Below are 16,873 nucleotides of genomic sequence, written 5' to 3'. Positions count from 1 at the left end.
ACGTCCTAAATTAAGCCATGAGGGGGCTTCGCGGACCGCACGGGGTGTCGGTTCGCGTGAGTGGCCCTCAGGGGTCTCGACTCCCGGAAAGGGACACCAGGAGCCATGCGCAGCATCCGAGCCGCGGCCGTAGGCGCCGTGACCATGTCTCTCGCCCTCGCGGCCACGGCCTGCGGAGGCGGGTCGTCGGGCGGCAGCGGGTCCAACGACTCGCCGAAGACGCTGACCTACTGGGCGTCCAACCAGGGCGCCAGCATCGCCGTCGACAAGCAGGTCCTCCAGCCCGAGCTCGACAAGTTCCACCAGCAGACCGGCATCACGGTCAAGCTGGAGGTCGTGCCCTGGTCCGACCTGCTCAACCGCATCCTCACGGCGACCACCTCCGGTCAGGGCCCGGACGTGCTGAACATCGGCAACACCTGGAGTGCCTCGCTGCAGGCGACCGGCGCCCTTCAGGCGTGGGACGCGAAGAACTTCGCGAAGATCGGCGGCAGGGACCGGTTCGTGGACTCCGCGCTCGGCTCGACCGGCGCCGAGGGCAAGGACCCGGCGGCGATACCGCTGTACTCGATGGCCTACGCGCTCTACTACAACAAGAAGATCTTCGCCGACGCCGGTATCACGAAGCCGCCCTCCACCTGGGACGAACTGGTCGCCGACGGCAGGAAGATCAAGGCCAAGGGCAAGTCCGTGCTCGGCGCCGAGGGCGCGAACGTGTCGGAGAACATCCACCACGTCTTCGTCTTCGCCAAGCAGCACGGCGCCGACTTCTTCACCGCCGACGGCAAGCCCGACTTCACCAACCCCAAGATCGTCGACGCCGTGAAGCAGTACGTCGACCTCATGGCCAAGGACAAGGTCATCCCGACGGGCGACGCCGAGTACGCGCAGAACCAGTCCGTCAGCGACTTCGCCAAGGGCAGGCAGGCCATGCTGCTGTGGCAGTCCGCCGCCGCCAACCTCAAGTCCCAGGGCATGAGCGAGGACTCCTACGGCGTCGCCCCCGTACCCGTGCGGTCCGGCACGCCCGGCACCGGCGCCCAGACCAACTCGATGGTCGCCGGCATCAACATCGCGGTCTTCAAGAACAGCCACAACCTCGATGGCGCCGCGAAGTTCGTGAAGTTCATGACCAGCGACGAGGAACAGAAGATCCTCAACAAGGCCTACACCTCCATCCCGCCGGTCAAGTCCGCGCAGAGCGACGCCGCGTTCAACGCGCCCGCCACCTCCGTGCTGAAGAACACCCTGGCCACCAGCGCGGCCGCGCTGCCGCAGGTGGCCGCCGAGTCGCAGTTCGAGACGGCGGTCGGTACGGCGGTCAAGGAGTTGTTCGCCGACGCCGCCGCCGGGCGCGCGGTGACCACCGACTCGGTGAAGGCCAAGCTGGAGAAGGCCCAGCAGCAGATGCCGAAGGCGTGAGCACGACGATGACCACCACCGCTCTGAAGGAGCCGGTGCGCGGGACGTCCCCCGGTGCGGCGAGCGCTTCCCGCCGCCGCACCGGGCGGATCCGCCGCGTCGGACTGCCCTACCTGCTGCTCCTGCCCGCCCTGCTCCTCGAACTCCTCGTCCATCTGGTGCCGATGGTCATCGGCATCGTGATGAGCTTCAAGGAACTCACCCAGTTCTACATCCGCGACTGGGGCACCGCCCCGTGGTCCGGCCTCGGCAACTACACGATGTCGGTGGACTTCGACGCCCCGGTCGGCGAGGCCCTGCTGCACTCGTTCCTCGTCACCGTCGGCTTCACCCTGCTCTCGGTCGGCCTGTGCTGGATCATCGGCACGGCCGCCGCGATCTACATGCAGGACACCTTCCGCGGCCGCGGGCTGCTGCGCGCGCTGTTCCTGGTGCCGTACGCGCTGCCCGTCTACACGGCCGTGATCACCTGGGCGTTCATGTTCCAGCACGACAACGGCCTGGTGAACCACGTCCTGCACGACCAGCTGCACCTCACCGACAAGCCCTCCTTCTGGCTCATCGGCGACAACAGCTTCTACGCCCTGCTGACCGTGTCGGTGTGGAAGGGCTGGCCGTTCGCCTTCCTCATCGTGATGGCCGGACTGCAGAACATCCCCAGGGAGCTGTACGAGGCCGCCGCGCTGGACGGCGCCGGAATGTGGCAGCAGATCCGCCGGATCACCCTGCCGTCGCTGCGCCCTGTCAACCAGGTGCTGGTCCTGGTGTTGTTCCTATGGACGTTCAACGACTTCAACACCCCCTACGTGCTGTTCGGCAAGGCCGCCCCCGAGGCCGCCGACCTCATCTCGGTCCACATCTACCAAGCCTCCTTCGTCACCTGGAACTTCGGCACCGGCTCCGCCATGTCCGTGCTGCTGCTGCTCTTCCTGCTGGTCGTGACCGGGGCGTACCTGCTGCTCACCTCGCGCGGACGGAGGGCCGCCGATGTCTAGCCCCGCCTCCCCGATGGCACCACCTCGCTCGTTCCGGTGGTCACGGCGGATCTTCCTCACCCTGCTCACCGGCTTCGTACTGATCCCGGTGTACGTGATGATCTCCAGCTCGCTGAAGCCGCTCGCCGACGTCAGCGGCAAGTTCCGCTGGCTGCCCAGCGGGCTGACCATCCGGCCGTACATCGACATCTGGTCGACGATCCCGCTCGCCAGGTACTTCGCCAACTCGCTGATCGTGGCCGGCGCCGCGACCGTCTGCTCGGTCGTCATCGCGGTGTTCGCCGCGTACGCGGTCAGCCGCTACGAGTTCCGCGGCAAACGGGTCTTCACCGTCACCGTCCTGTCCACGCAGATGTTCCCGGGCATCCTCTTCCTCCTCCCGCTGTTCCTCATCTACGTCAACATCGGCAACGCCACCGGCATCGCGCTGTTCGGATCGCGCGGCGGTCTGATCCTGACGTACCTGACCTTCTCGCTGCCGTTCTCGATCTGGATGCTGATCGGATACTTCGACTCGGTGCCGCGCGACCTGGACGAGGCGGCGCTGGTGGACGGCTGCGGCCCGCTGGGGGCACTGCTGCGGATCGTCGTACCGGCCGCGATCCCCGGCATCGTCGCGGTCGCCGTCTACGCCTTCATGACCGCGTGGGGAGAAGTGCTCTTCGCCTCCGTCATGACCAACGACGCCACCCGCACGCTCGCCGTCGGGCTCCAGGGCTACTCCACCCTCAACGACGTCTACTGGAACCAGATCATGGCCGCCTCGCTCGTCGTGAGCGTGCCCGTGGTCGCGGGCTTCCTGCTCCTGCAGCGCTATCTCGTCGCCGGTCTGACGGCGGGCGCCGTCAAGTGACCCACCTCCCGCACTCCGAAGGGACTCCCGTGTCCGAACCCATCGACCTCGCCGCACTCCCGCACGACTTCCTGTGGGGCACGGCCACGGCGGCGTACCAGATCGAGGGGGCCGTCGCCGAGGACGGCCGTACGCCCTCGATCTGGGACACCTTCTCCCACACCCCGGGGAAGATCGCCAACGACGACAACGGCGACGTCGCGTGCGACCACTACCACCGCTGGCGCGAGGACATCGGGCTGATGCGGCAACTGGGTGTCAACGCATACCGGTTGTCGGTGGCGTGGCCCCGGGTGGTGCCCGGCGGGACGGGCCCGGTGAACGCGGCGGGGCTCGCGTTCTACGACGAGTTGGTGGACGCCCTGCTGGAGGCGGACATCACCCCGTCCGTCACCCTGTACCACTGGGACCTGCCGCAGGCGCTGCAGGACCGCGGCGGCTGGCCCGAGCGGGACACCTCGCTCGCCTTCGCCGAGTACGCCTCGGTCGTCGCCGAACGCCTCGGCGACCGGGTGGGGCTCTGGGCGACCCTCAACGAGCCCTCCTGCTCGGCCTGGATCGGGCATCTGGAGGGCAAGATGGCCCCCGGCTGGACCGATCTGACCGCCGCCGTTCGCAGCTCCTACCATCTGCTCCTCGGTCACGGCCTGGCCACCCAGGCGATCCGCGCCGCCGCCCCCGGAGCCCGGGTGGGCATCGTCAACAACCTCTCGACCGTGTACGCGGCCGGCGACCGCCCCGAGGACCTGGCCGCGGCCCGCCGGCACGACGGCCATGTGAACCGCTGGTGGCTCGACCCGGTGCACGGCCGTGGCTTCCCCGCCGACATGCGGGAGGTGTACGGCGTCGAACTCCCCGAACAGCCAGGCGACTTGGAGACCATCGCCGCGCCCCTGGACTGGCTGGGCCTGAACTACTACTTCCCGGCGTACGTGAGCGACGACCCCGACGGCCCGGCTCCCCGCGTCCGTTCGGTCCGCCGCGAGGGCGTTCCGCGCACCGGCATGGACTGGGAGATCGACGCGTCCGGCATCGAGACGCTGCTGCTCCGGCTCACCGAGGAGTACGGCGCCCGGCAGATCTACGTCACCGAGAACGGCTCGGCCTTCCCGGACGTGGTCCGCCCCGACGGCAGCGTCGACGACCCCGAACGCCAGGACTACCTGGAGCGCCATCTCGCCGCGTGTGCCTCGGCCGTCCGCAAGGGCGCCCCGCTGGCCGGCTACTTCGCCTGGTCGCTGCTGGACAACTTCGAGTGGGCGTACGGCTACGACAAGCGCTTCGGCCTGGTCCACGTCGACTACCGCACCCAGGTGCGCACGATCAAGGGCAGCGGTCACCGCTACGCGGACATCGTCCGCGTACACCGCGGCCAGACCCGCCGGGCCGCCTGAGCCGGCCACTCGCTCCGGGCCGCCTGAGCCGGTCCGGATCACCGGTGGGCGCGGGCCGGGGGGCCCGGGCCCCCCGGTCGGCACATCTCTGCACATGTCATGTACCTGATTGATCGGCGCGTGTACGCGCACCCCTCGCAGACCGGAAAGCGCACCTCCACCCCACCAGGAGAGCCGCATGTCCATCCGCACCCGCACCCGCACTTCCCGCACCCTGCTCGCCGCCCTGGCCGCCACGGCCCTGCTGTGCTCCGGCTCACTGCTGGCCGCCCCCGCCTCCGCGGCCCCCACCGCCGCCACCTGGGACACCGACCGCGCTGCCGCCGCCTACGCGGTGAACCCGGCCGCCGTCACCGCGTCCGGCAGCGAGAACGCGGGCACCGCGCCCGGACGCGCCTTCGACGGCGACGGCGCGACCCGCTGGTCGAGCGACTTCGCCGACGGCGCCTGGATCCGCGTCGACCTCGGCTCCGTGATCCGCGTCGACCGGGTCGTCCTGGACTGGGAGGCCGCCTACGGCAAGAGATACGTCCTGGAGGTCTCGAAGAACGGCACCGACTGGACCCCCTTCTACACCGAGACCGCCGGCACCGGCGGCTCGGTCACCGCGCACACCTACCCACAGGAGGCCACCGGCCGCTACGTCCGGCTGCGCGGCCTGGAACGCGCCACCCCCTACGGCTACTCCCTGTGGAACCTCAAGGTCTACGGCGGCGAACCGGCCCCCGCGTCCACGCCCCGCACCAACCTGGCCCTCAACCACCCCGCCTACTCCAACTCCTACCAGGACGCCGGGCATTCACCCGCGTACGTCACCGACGGCGGCCTGCCCGGGGATCTCCGGGGCGACCAGAGCCGCTGGTCGAGCGACTGGAACGCCGACCGCTGGGTGTCGGTGGACCTCGGCGCGCAGTCGAGCGTCGACACGGTGGACCTGTACTGGGAGTCGGCCTACGCCGTGGACTACCTCGTCCAGGTGTCCGACGACAACCGCACCTGGCGCACGGTGTACGAGCCGTCGGCCGCCGAGATCGCCGCCCGCCGCGCCGACGTCAAGTCACCGGCCGACGCGGCCGGCGTGCACGACACGGTCAGACTGCCCTCGCCCGCGACGGGCCGGTACGTCCGCATGCTCGGCAAGGAACGCCGCTCCTTCTACAACCCGGCCCCCGCGACGGCCCAGTTCGGCTACTCCCTCTACGAGTTCCAGGTCTGGGGCACCGGCGGCGCCGCGTCCGCCGCCTACCCGGCGCTGCCCGCCGACCAGCAGGGCACCTACCGCACCACGTTCTTCGACGACTTCACCGGAGCCGCGCTCGACCGCTCCAAGTGGCGGGTCGTGCGCACCGGCACGGAGATGGGGCCGGTCAACGGCGAGTCGCAGGCCTACGTCGACTCCACGGACAACATCCGCACCCAGGACGGCAGCCTGATCCTGAAGGCCAAGTACTGCAAGGGCTGCACACAGGCGGGGGGCGGCCGGTACGACTTCACCTCGGGCCGCGTCGACACCCACACCCACTACGACTTCACCTACGGCAAGGTCAGCGCCCGGATGAAGCTGCCGGTCGGCGACGGCTTCTGGCCCGCCTTCTGGCTGCTCGGCAGCAACGTCGACGACCCCGCCGTCTCCTGGCCCGCCTCCGGCGAGAGCGACATCATGGAGAACATCGGCTACGCCGACTGGACCAGCTCCGCCCTGCACGGCCCCGGCTACTCCGCGGACGGCAACATCGGCGCCCGCCAGACCTACCCGAACGGCGGCACCGCCGACCAGTGGCACACCTACGCCGTGGAATGGACCCCGACGGCGATGCGGTTCTACGTCGACGACCGCCTGGTCCAGGAGACGACCCGCAACAAGCTCGAGTCCACCCGGGGGCAGTGGGTCTACGACCACAACCAGTACATCATCCTCAACCTCGCCCTCGGCGGCGCCTACCCGGCCGGCTGGAACAAGGCCACCACCCCCTACTGGGGCCTGCCCCAGCCCAGCGTCGACAAGATCGCCGCCGGCGGAGTCCAGGCGCAGGTGGACTGGGTACGGGTGGAGCAGAAGGGCTGACCACCGGCGCTCCGTCCCCCGATCGGTGGTGAACAGGCAAGGCGTGCCCCGCGTATCCCCCCACCGTGGGAGGATCCCTCACCATGAGCGCGTCCCCGGCGGTGAGAGGCCTGCGTGCCGCGGTGTTCGCCGCGGTGTGCGTGCTGCTCGCCGCCGCGGGGCACGGGCTGGCCATGGGCGACATGCCGCCGTCGTGGGCCGACGCGGGCGGTTTCCTCGCCGTGTCGGCGCTCGGCTGGGCGCTCGGGGGGCGGGAGCGGTCGCTTCCGGGCATCGGCGCCGCCATGCTGCTCACCCAGGCGGCACTGCACCTGGCCTTCGACGCGGCCCACCGCACCGGCGGCGGGGGACCGGACCGGGCGCGCATGCCGGCCATGGCGGCGATGCAGACGCACACGGCCCACGCGCACTCCCTCGCCCACCCCGCCCTCACCGCCCATGCCCACGCCACCGCAGCGCATCTGCTCGCCGCGCTGGCCGCCTCCTGGTGGCTGCGGCGGGGCGAGGCCGCGCTGTGGGCGCTGCTGCGCCGGGCGGTCGCGTGGGTGCCGGGGCTCGTCTCCCGGTGGCGCCCGGCTCCGGTGCCCGATCCGGCCGGCCCCGCGCCGTGCGCCCCGACGGGTACCGAACCGCTCCACCGGGTCCCGCCGCGCCACCCGGTGAGCCGGCGTGGGCCCCCGTCCCGATCCCGTACCCGGTCCGGCCTTCCACCACGTCACTCGTACGGAGATCCGCTCACCATGTCCCAGCACACCCTGCGCCGCACCGCGGCCGCCACCACCCTCGCCGCAGTCGCGGTCCTCGCCGCGGCCGGCGCCGCCTCCGCGCACGTCACCGTCCACCCGGAGAGCTACGCCAAGGGCGCCACCGACGGCGTGCTGACCTTCCGTGTCCCGAACGAGGAGGACAAGGCCTCCACCACCAAGGTCCAGGTCTTCCTGCCCACCGACCACCCCGTCCTCGGCGTGCTGGTCCACCCCAAGGACGGCTGGACCGCCAAGGTCACCACCACCAAGCTCAAGACGCCGGTGAAGACCGACGACGGCACCATCACCGAGGCGGCCTCCGAGATCACCTTCAGCGGCGGGAGGATCGGCGCCGGGCAGTACGAGGACTTCGACGTCGCCTTCGGTCAACTCCCCGACAGCGCAGGCCAGTTGAGCTTCAAGACCCTGCAGACCTACTCCGACGGCAAGGTCGTCCGCTGGATCGAGGAGTCCACGGGCGGTGACGAGCCGGAGAACCCCGCGCCGGTGCTGAAGCTGACGGCCGGGGACCCGGCCGCCACCCTGGCCCCCGCCGAGAACGCCTCCGCCGGCACCGAGGCGGGCGACACCAGCGACTCCACCGCGCGCGGGCTCGGTGTCGCCGGTCTCGTCGTCGGCGTCCTCGGCCTCGCGGCCGCCGCCTTCGCGATCGTACGGAGCCGGGGCGCGCGGTCGTAACACCTGGCCTACGGCACAGGGAAGGGCCCGGACCGGTCGACGGTCCGGGCCCTTCCCTGTGTGTCCGGCCGTTCAGCGCGCCGCCGGCTCCAGCAGCCTGGGTCCGACCGGTACGGAGGCGGGCGCGGGAGCGGACGCCGGTGTGCGGAAGGTGCGGCGCAGCCACAGCGTGTCGCGGCCGAAGGACCAGGTCAGCGAGCCCAGCGCCGACAGCACGATCGCGAGGTTCGCCGGCTGCGGCAGCAGCTCGGAGCCCGCCAGCAGCAGACAGACGCCCTGCACGGCGGCCACGGTCTTGCGGGCGAAGGACGGCGGCAGCGGGGCGTTGAGCCAGGGGGCCACCCGGGCCGCCGCGACGAACGCGTACCGCATACCGCCGATCAGCAGCACCCATGGGCCGAGCCGCATCGACACGTACACGCTCAGCACCAGGATCAGGAACGCGTCGACCTCCATGTCGAAGCGGGCGCCCAGCGCGGAACAGGTGCCGGTGCGGCGGGCCACCTTGCCGTCCACCCCGTCCAGCAGCAGGGCCACCGCCGTCAGCCCCACCAGCAGCGTCACCGGCGGCGCGCTCTGGAAGGAGTCCGCGACCAGCGCGGTCACCCCGCCCACCAGGGTCGCCCGGCCGAGCGTGACCCGGTTCGCCGGCCCGAAGGAGCTGAGCCGGGAGCGGTGCAGCGCGCGGGCCAGGACCGCCCAGGTGGCGAACGCGAAGGCCAGCCCCGTCAGCCAGCCGACCGGCCCCAGGCCGATCGCCGAGCCGAGCAGGGCCAGCAGCAGGACTTGCACGCCCGCTCCCACAGCGGTCTCCTGCTGGAGCCTCGCGTCATATGTGTTGTTCAGGGCCACCGCACACCCTCCGGCCGAGTGACAGAGTCGATCAACGCCGCGTACTCTGCGCGGCCTGTGCACTTCTCGGTACGTGAACAACTTCCCGATCGTTCAGGAGGATGCCGATGAACAGGTCGGCCCGCGCGTTCTGGCTCAGCTCACCCGGCCGTGGGGAGCTGCGCGACCTCACCCTCGCGGAGCCCGCCGAGGACGAGGTCGTGGTGCGCGCGCTGTACTCGGGGGTCAGCCGGGGCACGGAGACGCTCGTCTTCCGCGGCGGCGTCCCCGAGAGCCAACACGCCGTGATGCGGGCGCCGTTCCAGGAGGGTGACTTCCCCGGCCCGGTCAAGTACGGCTACCTGAGCGTCGGTGTGGTCGAGGAGGGCCCGGCGGGGCTGCTCGGTCGTACCGTCTTCTGTCTGTACCCGCACCAGAGCCGTTACGTCGTTCCGGTGAGCGCCGTGACCGTGGTGCCCGAGCGGGTGCCCGCCGCACGGGCCGTACTCGCCGGGACCGTGGAGACCGCCGTCAACGCGCTGTGGGACGCGGCGCCGCTCGTCGGCGACCGGATCGCGGTGGTCGGCGGCGGCATGGTCGGCTGCTCGGTGGCCGCGCTGCTCGCCCGCTTCCCCGGCGTCCGGCTGCAACTCGTCGACGCCGATCCGGCCCGCGCCGCCACCGCCGAGGCACTCGGCGTCGACTTCGCCGCCCCCGACGAAGCCCTCGGCGACTGCGACCTGGTCGTCCACGCCAGCGCCACCGAGCAGGGCCTGACCGGCGCCCTCGGGCTGCTCGCCCCGGAGGGCACGGTCGTGGAACTGAGCTGGTACGGCGACCGGCGGATCAGCCTGCCGCTGGGGGAGGCCTTCCACTCCCGCCGGCTCAGCCTGCGCAGCAGCCAGGTCGGCACCGTCTCCCCGGCCGCCCGCGCCGGACGCTCCTACGCGCAGCGCATGGCCCTCGCCCTCGACCTGCTCACCGACCCGGCGCTGGACGCGCTGGTCACGGGCGAGAGCGCCTTCGAGGAACTCCCGGACGTCATGCCGAGACTCGCCTCGGGCGAGATCCCCGCCCTGTGCCACCGGGTGCGGTACGCCGAGACGGGTCTGACCTGAGAAAAGAGTGAGAGGGGGCTGAACGCGGGGAAGCGAAGAGCCGTACTACACGGCACCCCCCGGCGGGCAAGGGCGGGGGGAGACCAGACGCGCCGCACCTGGAGGGTCGTCCGTTGTTCAGCATCACCGTCCGCGATCACATCATGATCGCCCACAGCTTCCGCGGCGACGTGTTCGGGCCCGCGCAGCGACTGCACGGCGCCACGTTCCTCGTGGACGCGACGTTCCGCCGCGAGCAGCTGGACGACGACAACATCGTGGTCGACATCGGCCTGGCCACGCGGGAGCTGGGCGCCGTCACCGGCGAGCTGAACTACCGCAACCTCGACGACGAGCCGGAGTTCGCCGGGATCAACACCTCCACCGAGTTCCTCGCCAAGGTCATCGCCGACCGGCTCGCCGAACGCGTCCACAAGGGCGCCCTCGGCGAGGGTGCCCGGGGCCTCGGCAAGATCGCGGTCACCCTGCACGAGTCGCACATCGCCTGGGCGAGTTACGAGCGTGACCTGTGACCGAACTGACCCTGGGCGGCGAGCGGCCCACCGTGTCCGGCCGGGACGCCGTGTCCGGCCGGGACACCGTCGTGAGCGCCCGTCTCGCCTACGTCCCCGCGCAGTCCAGCACCGCCGAGAACGCCGGAATCATCGCCATGTCCCTGCGCACCGTGCACTTCGTCATGCCGGGCGGTGTCGACGACCCGGCCGCGCCCAGCGGCGGCAACGCCTACGACCGCCGGATCTGCCTCGACCTGCCCGGCTTCGGCTGGCAGGTCACCCGGCACACCGCGCCCGGCGACTGGCCGTGCCCGGACCGGGCCGCCCGCGACGGCCTCGCCCGCACCCTCGCCGACCTGCCGGACGACACGGTCGTCCTGGTCGACGGACTGGTCGCCTGCGGGGTCCCGGAGATCATCGTCCCCGAGGCCGCCCGGCTGCGGCTGGCGGTGCTCGTCCATCTGCCGCTCGGCGCCGAGACCGGCCTGGACGCGACCCTCGCCGCCGACCTCGACGCCCGCGAGCGCGCCGTACTGCGGGCGGTGCCCGCGGTGATCGCCACCAGCGACTGGGCGGTCCGCCGCCTGGTCTCCCACCACGGACTCGCCCCCGACCGGGTGAGCGTCGCCGCCCCGGGCGCCGACATCGCCCCCCTCGCGCCCGGCACCGACGGCGTCTCCCGTCTGCTGTGCGTGGCCGCCGTGACCCCCCGCAAGGGCCAGCACCGGCTCGTGGAGGCGCTCGCGACGGTACGGGACCTGCCGTGGACCTGCGAGTGCGTCGGCGGCCTCGGTCACGACCCCGGCTACGTCGCCGACCTGCGTGCCCTCATCGACCGGTACGGCCTCACCGACCGGCTGCGGCTGACCGGACCGCGTTCCGGGGCCGAGCTGGACGCCGCCTACGCGTCCGCCGACCTGATGGTCCTCACCTCCTACGCCGAGACCTACGGCATGGCGGTCACCGAGGCCCTCGCCCGGGGCATCCCCGTCCTCGCCACCGACGTGGGCGGGCTGCCCGAGGCGGTCGGCCGCGCCCCCGACGGCGGGGTACCCGGCATCCTGGTCCCGCCGGAGGACCCCGCGGCGCTCGCCTCGGAACTGCGCGGCTGGTTCGGCGAGCCGGACGTACGCCGCCGGCTCAAATCCGCCGCGCGCGGGCGCCGCGCGGCACTCGACGGCTGGGCGGCCACCGCCCGCAGCCTGGCCGGAGTCCTCCAACGGCTCCCCGAAGCACCGAGGAGTGCGGCATGAGCACCCCCAGGACCACGGCGACCGGACCGGCTTTCGCCACCGGCGCCCCGGGAACGTCCGCAAGCGGCGCCGACCTCGCCTCCGCCCCGGTCATCGCCGGTGCCGGTCCCGTCGTACGGCCCGGCGAGCGGGCCACCGTACGGCTGCGGGACGGCGGCGCCGACGAGGCGCCGCGCTACGCGCCCGAGTGGCTGCGGCTGCGGGAGGGCGCCGACGCGGCGGGCCGGGCCGGGGAGTTGCTGGACCCGCTGCGCGTCCACCTGGCCGACCTGCCGACCCTGCCGGGCCGGCCGGGCGGACTGGTCGTGCACGACCTGGGCTGCGGCACCGGGTCGATGGGCCGCTGGCTGGCGCCCCGCCTGGAGGGCCCCCAGCACTGGGTGCTGCACGACCGCGACCCGTACCTGCTGCACTTCGCGGCGGCGGCCTGCCCGCGCTCGGCCGCCGACGGCAGCCGGGTCACGGTCGAGACCCGCCGCGGCGACGTGGCCCGCCTCACCCCGGACGCGCTCGCCGGTGCCTCGCTGGTGACCGCGTCCGCGCTGCTCGACGTCCTCACCCAGGACGACGTCGTCGCCCTCGCCGAGGCCTGCACCGGGGCCGGCTGCCCCGCGCTGCTGACCCTGTCCGTCGCCGGCCGGGTCGAACTCGACCCGGCCGACCCGCTGGACGCGGAGATCACCGAGGCGTTCAACGCCCACCAGCGGCGCACCGGGATGCTCGGCCCGGACGCGGTCACCGTGACCTGCGAGGCGTTCACCGAGCGCGGGGCGACGGTACGGGTGTGTCCGAGCCCGTGGCGGCTCGGCCCGGACGAGGCCGCGCTGACCGAGCAGTGGCTGCGGGGCTGGGTGGGCGCGGCCGTCGAACAGCGGCCGGAGCTGCGCGAGCGTGCCGCCCGCTATCTCGACGACCGGCTCGCCGCCTGCGCGGCCGGTGAGCTGCGGGCCGTCGTCCACCACAGCGACCTGCTGGCCGTGCCCGGGCCGGCCGGGAGCGCGTCATGAGCGCGCGGGTGGCGACGGGCGCGGTGGCGGAGAGCGGGATCGCGGTGGCCGGTGCCGGGCCGGCCCCCGGCGCCGTCGCCGCACCACGACGGACGGGCGCACGACGGACCGTGCCACTACGGACGGTGTCACGGCAGACGGCGGTGCCCGCGGCCGCGCCCGCGCCCTCGCCGCAGGACGGAACCGGTCCGGCGCCGGAGTGCGCCGCCCCTTCCGCCCGGCGCCGCCTCGGCTCCCGCGCCCTGCGCACCCACCTCGGCACCGCCGTGGGGGTGCTGATCCTCACCGCCCTGCTGTGGCGGCTCGGCACCGGAGCACTGCTCGACGGGCTGCGGCGCATCGACACCGTGACGGTGCTGGACGCACTGGGAATCGGCGCCGTCACCACCGTGTTCAGCGCGTGGCGCTGGCAGTTGGTGGCCCAGGGGCTGAGCCTCCGGCTGCCGCTGGGGTCCGCCGTCGCCGACTACTACCGGGCGCTGTTCCTCAACGCGGCCCTGCCCGGCGGGATCCTCGGCGACGTGCACCGGGCGGTGCGGCACGGACAGAGCGCCGGTGACCTCCGGCGCGGGGTGAAGGCGGTGGTGCTGGAGCGGGTCGCCGGACAGCTCGCGCTGACGGTCTTCGGCGTGGCCGTGCTGCTCACCCTGCCGTCCCCGGTCCGTGCGCAGGCCCGTGGCCTCGTCCCCCTGGTGGCCCTCGCCGCCGTCGGCACGCTCGCCGTGGTCCTCGCGGTCCGGATGAACCGCGCGCCCGGCCGCCGCCACGGCGCCGTCCGCGCCGCCCTGCGCGAGATCCGCCAGGGTCTGCTGTCCCGGCGGGGCGGCCCGGGCATCGCGCTGTCCTCGGCCGTCGTCCTCGCCGGGCACCTGGCGATGTTCGTGGTAGCGGCCCGGCTCGCCGGCTCCGGCGCGTCGGTCGCCGTGCTGGTCCCGCTGGCCGTCCTCGCCCTGGTCGCGATGGGGCTGCCGCTGAACGTCGGCGGCTTCGGTCCCCGCGAGGGCGCCACCGCCTGGGCGTTCGGCGCCGCCGGCCTGGGCGCGAGTACCGGGGTGGCCGTCGCCGTGGTGTACGGCGTGCTCAGTCTCGTGGCGAGCCTGCCCGGTGCCGTCGTCCTCGTCGCCCGCTGGTACGGGGGCCTGCGGGCCGGAGCCGCCCCGACGGACCCCGGCCGCGCACCCGCCGAGGGCTACCGTCCGTCGGACGAGGTGACCGACGCGAAATACGGCGCGAAGGACTCGGCGAGGCTCGCCAGCAGTTCCTTCCCCTTTTCCGCCGAACCCAGGGAAGGACGGCCGATGACACCCGATTCGGTATAGGCGGACATTCCCACGGTGAGCAGATGCCGGCGGTCGTCGGCGGTGAAATCGGTGGACTCGTGACCGGGTCGGATGAATTCGGGGTGAGCGTGCAGCAGAATCGACGTCTCGATTTCTCCCGCGTGCATGTCGGTGAGCAGCGAGGTCACCACCCCGGCCCGTTCCCGCGCCTCTTCCCAGTCCTCGGCGGCCGGGAACAGCGCCATCCGCTCCCCGCGCGCGGAGGCCTCCTGGACGACGTTGCCGAGCACGTAGTTGCCGCCGTGCCCGTTCACCACCACGAGCGCTTCCACCCCCGAGCGGCGCAGCGACGCAGCGATGTCACGGACCACCGCGTGGAGGGTCACGGCGGAGATGCTGACGGTTCCCGGCCAGGCCGCGTGCTCGTGCGAGCAGGAGACCGTCACCGGAGGGAGGAGGTGGACCGGGTAGGCGGCGGCGATCTCCCGCGCGACGGCACAGGCGATGAGCGTGTCGGTCGCCAACGGCAGGCAGGGACCGTGCTGTTCGAAGCTGCCCACCGGAAGAACGGCGACCTGTGCTGAAACGTCCGCCCCCCGTGTCCGTACATCCTCCGTGGTGTCCGTCGGCACCACCCCGTATGCCACCGTCCGCGCGCCCGAATCACTCATCTTTTCACGGCCTTTCGACTCTGTTTAGGAATCAGATCATGACAGAAAACATCGGCGTCCTCGGCAAGAAGTCCCAGCGGCGCTCGGGCGCGGAACGCGTCGTGAATGCGCCGCTGCCCACCGTGTACGGGAAATTCCAGGCGATCGGCTACCTGGACCACGACCGCGGTGACGAGCAAGTCGCCCTCGTGCACGGCGAGATCGGCACCGACGACGTCCTGGTCCGGTTGCACTCGGAATGCCTGACCGGGGACGCGTTCGGCTCGCAGCACTGCGAGTGCGGGGACCAGCTGGCCTCCGCGATGCGCGCGGTGGTCGCCGAAGGCAGCGGAGTCGTCGTCTACTTGCGGGGCCACGAGGGCCGCGGCATCGGACTGCTCGGCAAGCTGCGCGCGATGGCCCTGCAGGCGGAGGGCCTGGACACGGTCGAGGCGAACCTGGCGCTCGGCCTGCCCGTGGACGCCCGCGACTACGGTGTCGCCGCCCAGATCCTGCACGACCTCGGGGTGCGCTCGGTGCGGCTGATGTCCAACAACCCGCGCAAGCGTGAGGCGTTGGTGCGGCACGGCATCCAGGTCACCGAGCAGGTGCCGCTGCTGATCGAGCCGTGCGAGTCCAACATCACCTATCTGCGCACCAAGCGGGAGCGGATGGACCACCATCTGCCCCACCTGGACGCCGTCGGCCACGGCTCCTGACACCGGCCGTCGCCGCCACGCTCCCGCCGGGCATCAGGCCCGGCGGGACGGCAACGTCAGGCCCGCAGGGCCGCGTGCACCAGGCGTCGTAGCTCCGGGAAGACCTTCAGGGTCCTGGGGCGGACCTGGCTCATGAACTGCACGGTGAGGTCGTGGCGCGGATCGACCCAGAACGCCGTCGTGGCCGCGCCGGTCCAGCCGTAGGTGCCCTGGCTGGAGGGGGCCGCGGTGCGGGACGGGTCCACCACCACGGACACGTTGTAGCCGAAGCCGAGGCCGTCGTTGCCGGGCTCCTGGTGGACGGCGGTGCCGAAGTCCCGCAGGATCGCGGAGCCGGGCAGCTGGTTGCGGGTCATCTCGGCGACCGTGCCGGGGGACAGCAGGCGGGTGCCGTCCAGTTCGCCGCCCCGGCGCAGCAGTTCCATGAACCGGTGGAAGTCGAACGCCGAGGAGACCAGGCCGCCGCTGCCGGACAGGAACCGCGGGCGGCCGTGCACCGGCAGCCCCGGCACCGGCTCCACCCCGCCGTCCTCCCTCTCGCCGTACAACTCGGCCAGCCTGGGCGCCTGTTCGGGCCCGATGTGGAATCCGGTGTCGGTCATGCCGAGCGGGCCGAGGATCCGGGTGGCGAAGAACGCGTCCAGTGGCCGGCCGGAGACCACCTCCACGATGCGGCCCAGCACGTTGGAGGCGACCGAGTAGTTCCACCGGGTGCCCGGGTCGAACTGCAGCGGCATCCGGGCGTACAGGTCGACGGTCTCGGCCAGAGCGGCGCCCGGTGGCACCGAGTACTCGAGGCCGGCCTCGCGGTACAGGGCGTCGACCGGGTGCCGGTGGTAGAAGCCGAAGGTCAGGCCCGCGGTGTGGCTGAGCAGGTGCCGGATCAGGATCGGTCCGGCGGCGGGCCGGGTGCGGACGTCGGCGCCCGAACCGCTCTCGTACACCCGGGGTGCGGCGAACGCGGGCAGATGCCGCTCCAGCGGGTCGTCCAGGGCCAGCCCGCCCTCCTCCACCAGCATCAGGACGGCGACCGCGGTCACCGGCTTGGTCATCGAGTAGATCCGCCACAGCGTGTCCGGCTCGACCGGCAACCCGGCCGCGATGTCGCGCAGACCGTACGCGGCGAGATGCGCGACCCGGCCGCCGCGGGCCACGGACAGCAGGAAGCCGGGTCCAGGCGGTGCAGCGCCGCCGTGTCCAGCCCGGCCTCGCCCGGGTCGGTCTCCTGCCGCAGCTGTCCCATCGTTCTCCTTTGGCTCGCCTCGGACCCGGCGCGTCCCGACCGTGTTCCGCCGGAAGGCGCCCGTGCCTCATCGTCGCCCAGGAAGCGCCGTGGGGGGACCCGTC

General features: G+C 72.4%; 13 protein-coding genes and 2 pseudogenes. 12 read left to right on the top strand and 3 right to left on the bottom strand.

Going from position 1 to position 16,873, the window contains the following annotated elements; all coding sequences use genetic code 11:
• The first annotated feature begins 105 nt into the window (after positions 1-105).
• From ACIBA9_RS18860 to ACIBA9_RS18835, 6 genes are all read left to right on the top strand, one after another.
• A complete protein-coding gene (locus ACIBA9_RS18860) occupies positions 106-1,422 on the top strand; it encodes an ABC transporter substrate-binding protein (RefSeq protein ID WP_399364299.1) in 1,317 nt (438 codons plus the stop codon).
• 8 nt (positions 1,423-1,430) lie between these two features.
• Positions 1,431-2,417: a carbohydrate ABC transporter permease gene (locus ACIBA9_RS18855; RefSeq protein WP_399364617.1), complete on the top strand. Its 987-nt coding sequence runs from the start codon at positions 1,431-1,433 to the stop codon at positions 2,415-2,417.
• A 13-nt stretch (positions 2,418-2,430) separates the two neighbouring features.
• Positions 2,431-3,270 carry a carbohydrate ABC transporter permease gene (locus ACIBA9_RS18850; RefSeq protein ID WP_399364615.1) on the top strand — a complete coding sequence of 280 codons (840 nt, stop codon included), beginning with the start codon at positions 2,431-2,433 and terminating at the stop codon, positions 3,268-3,270.
• A 29-nt stretch (positions 3,271-3,299) separates the two neighbouring features.
• Positions 3,300-4,664 (top strand): GH1 family beta-glucosidase, encoded by a 1,365-nt coding sequence (locus tag ACIBA9_RS18845; RefSeq protein WP_399364297.1) that lies wholly within the window; start codon positions 3,300-3,302, stop codon positions 4,662-4,664.
• Positions 4,665-4,842: 178 nt separating this feature from the next.
• Positions 4,843-6,729 carry a discoidin domain-containing protein gene (locus tag ACIBA9_RS18840; RefSeq protein ID WP_399364295.1) on the top strand — a complete coding sequence of 629 codons (1,887 nt, stop codon included), beginning with the start codon at positions 4,843-4,845 and terminating at the stop codon, positions 6,727-6,729.
• A gap of 740 nt (positions 6,730-7,469) precedes the next feature.
• Positions 7,470-8,174 carry a YcnI family protein gene (locus tag ACIBA9_RS18835; protein WP_399364613.1) on the top strand — a complete coding sequence of 235 codons (705 nt, stop codon included), beginning with the start codon at positions 7,470-7,472 and terminating at the stop codon, positions 8,172-8,174.
• 72 nt (positions 8,175-8,246) lie between these two features.
• Here ACIBA9_RS18835 and ACIBA9_RS18830 read toward each other — a convergent pair whose 3' ends face one another.
• Positions 8,247-9,026 carry a CDP-alcohol phosphatidyltransferase family protein gene (locus ACIBA9_RS18830; protein WP_399364293.1) on the bottom strand — a complete coding sequence of 260 codons (780 nt, stop codon included), beginning with the start codon at positions 9,024-9,026 and terminating at the stop codon, positions 8,247-8,249.
• Between the two features lie 107 nt (positions 9,027-9,133).
• Here ACIBA9_RS18830 and ACIBA9_RS18825 point away from each other — a divergent pair, with 107 nt between their 5' ends.
• The 5 genes from ACIBA9_RS18825 to ACIBA9_RS18805 all read left to right on the top strand — a co-directional run bounded on the left by ACIBA9_RS18825 (position 9,134) and on the right by ACIBA9_RS18805 (position 14,196).
• The gene (locus tag ACIBA9_RS18825; protein WP_399364291.1) at positions 9,134-10,123 is read left to right on the top strand and encodes a zinc-binding alcohol dehydrogenase; all 990 of its coding nucleotides are present in this window, start codon (positions 9,134-9,136) and stop codon (positions 10,121-10,123) included.
• A 113-nt stretch (positions 10,124-10,236) separates the two neighbouring features.
• Positions 10,237-10,635, top strand: coding sequence for a 6-pyruvoyl trahydropterin synthase family protein (locus tag ACIBA9_RS18820; RefSeq protein WP_399364289.1), 399 nt, complete (start codon positions 10,237-10,239; stop codon positions 10,633-10,635).
• 71 nt (positions 10,636-10,706) lie between these two features.
• The gene (locus tag ACIBA9_RS18815) at positions 10,707-11,870 is read left to right on the top strand and encodes a glycosyltransferase family 4 protein (protein ID WP_399364611.1); all 1,164 of its coding nucleotides are present in this window, start codon (positions 10,707-10,709) and stop codon (positions 11,868-11,870) included.
• On the top strand, positions 11,867-12,877 hold the full coding sequence (locus tag ACIBA9_RS18810; protein ID WP_399364287.1) for a methyltransferase domain-containing protein: 1,011 nt from the start codon (positions 11,867-11,869) through the stop codon (positions 12,875-12,877). The genes ACIBA9_RS18815 and ACIBA9_RS18810 overlap by 4 nt, the downstream gene beginning before the upstream one ends.
• Positions 12,878-12,987: 110 nt before the next feature.
• Positions 12,988-14,196 carry a YbhN family protein gene (locus tag ACIBA9_RS18805; RefSeq protein ID WP_399364609.1) on the top strand — a complete coding sequence of 403 codons (1,209 nt, stop codon included), beginning with the start codon at positions 12,988-12,990 and terminating at the stop codon, positions 14,194-14,196.
• Here ACIBA9_RS18805 and ACIBA9_RS18800 read toward each other — a convergent pair.
• A pseudogene (locus ACIBA9_RS18800) lies at positions 14,082-14,828 on the bottom strand (creatininase family protein); the annotation flags it as partial. The gene ACIBA9_RS18805 and the pseudogene ACIBA9_RS18800 sit on opposite strands and share 115 nt — an antisense overlap.
• Before the next feature lie 38 nt (positions 14,829-14,866).
• On the opposite strand from ACIBA9_RS18800, the gene ribA reads away from it, so the two are divergent.
• Positions 14,867-15,526 (top strand): GTP cyclohydrolase II, encoded by a 660-nt coding sequence (gene ribA, locus ACIBA9_RS18795; protein WP_399364285.1) that lies wholly within the window; start codon positions 14,867-14,869, stop codon positions 15,524-15,526.
• A gap of 56 nt (positions 15,527-15,582) precedes the next feature.
• On the opposite strand, the pseudogene ACIBA9_RS18790 reads toward ribA, so the two are convergent.
• Positions 15,583-16,769 (bottom strand): annotated as a pseudogene (locus tag ACIBA9_RS18790) (serine hydrolase domain-containing protein).
• Positions 16,770-16,873: the final 104 nt, after the last annotated feature.

The organism is Streptomyces sp. NPDC051452 (assembly GCF_044454765.1).
Lineage (GTDB): Bacteria > Actinomycetota > Actinomycetes > Streptomycetales > Streptomycetaceae > Streptomyces.
Note: the sequence above shows the minus strand (reverse complement) of the source record. Positions and strands in the feature narration are given on the sequence as shown.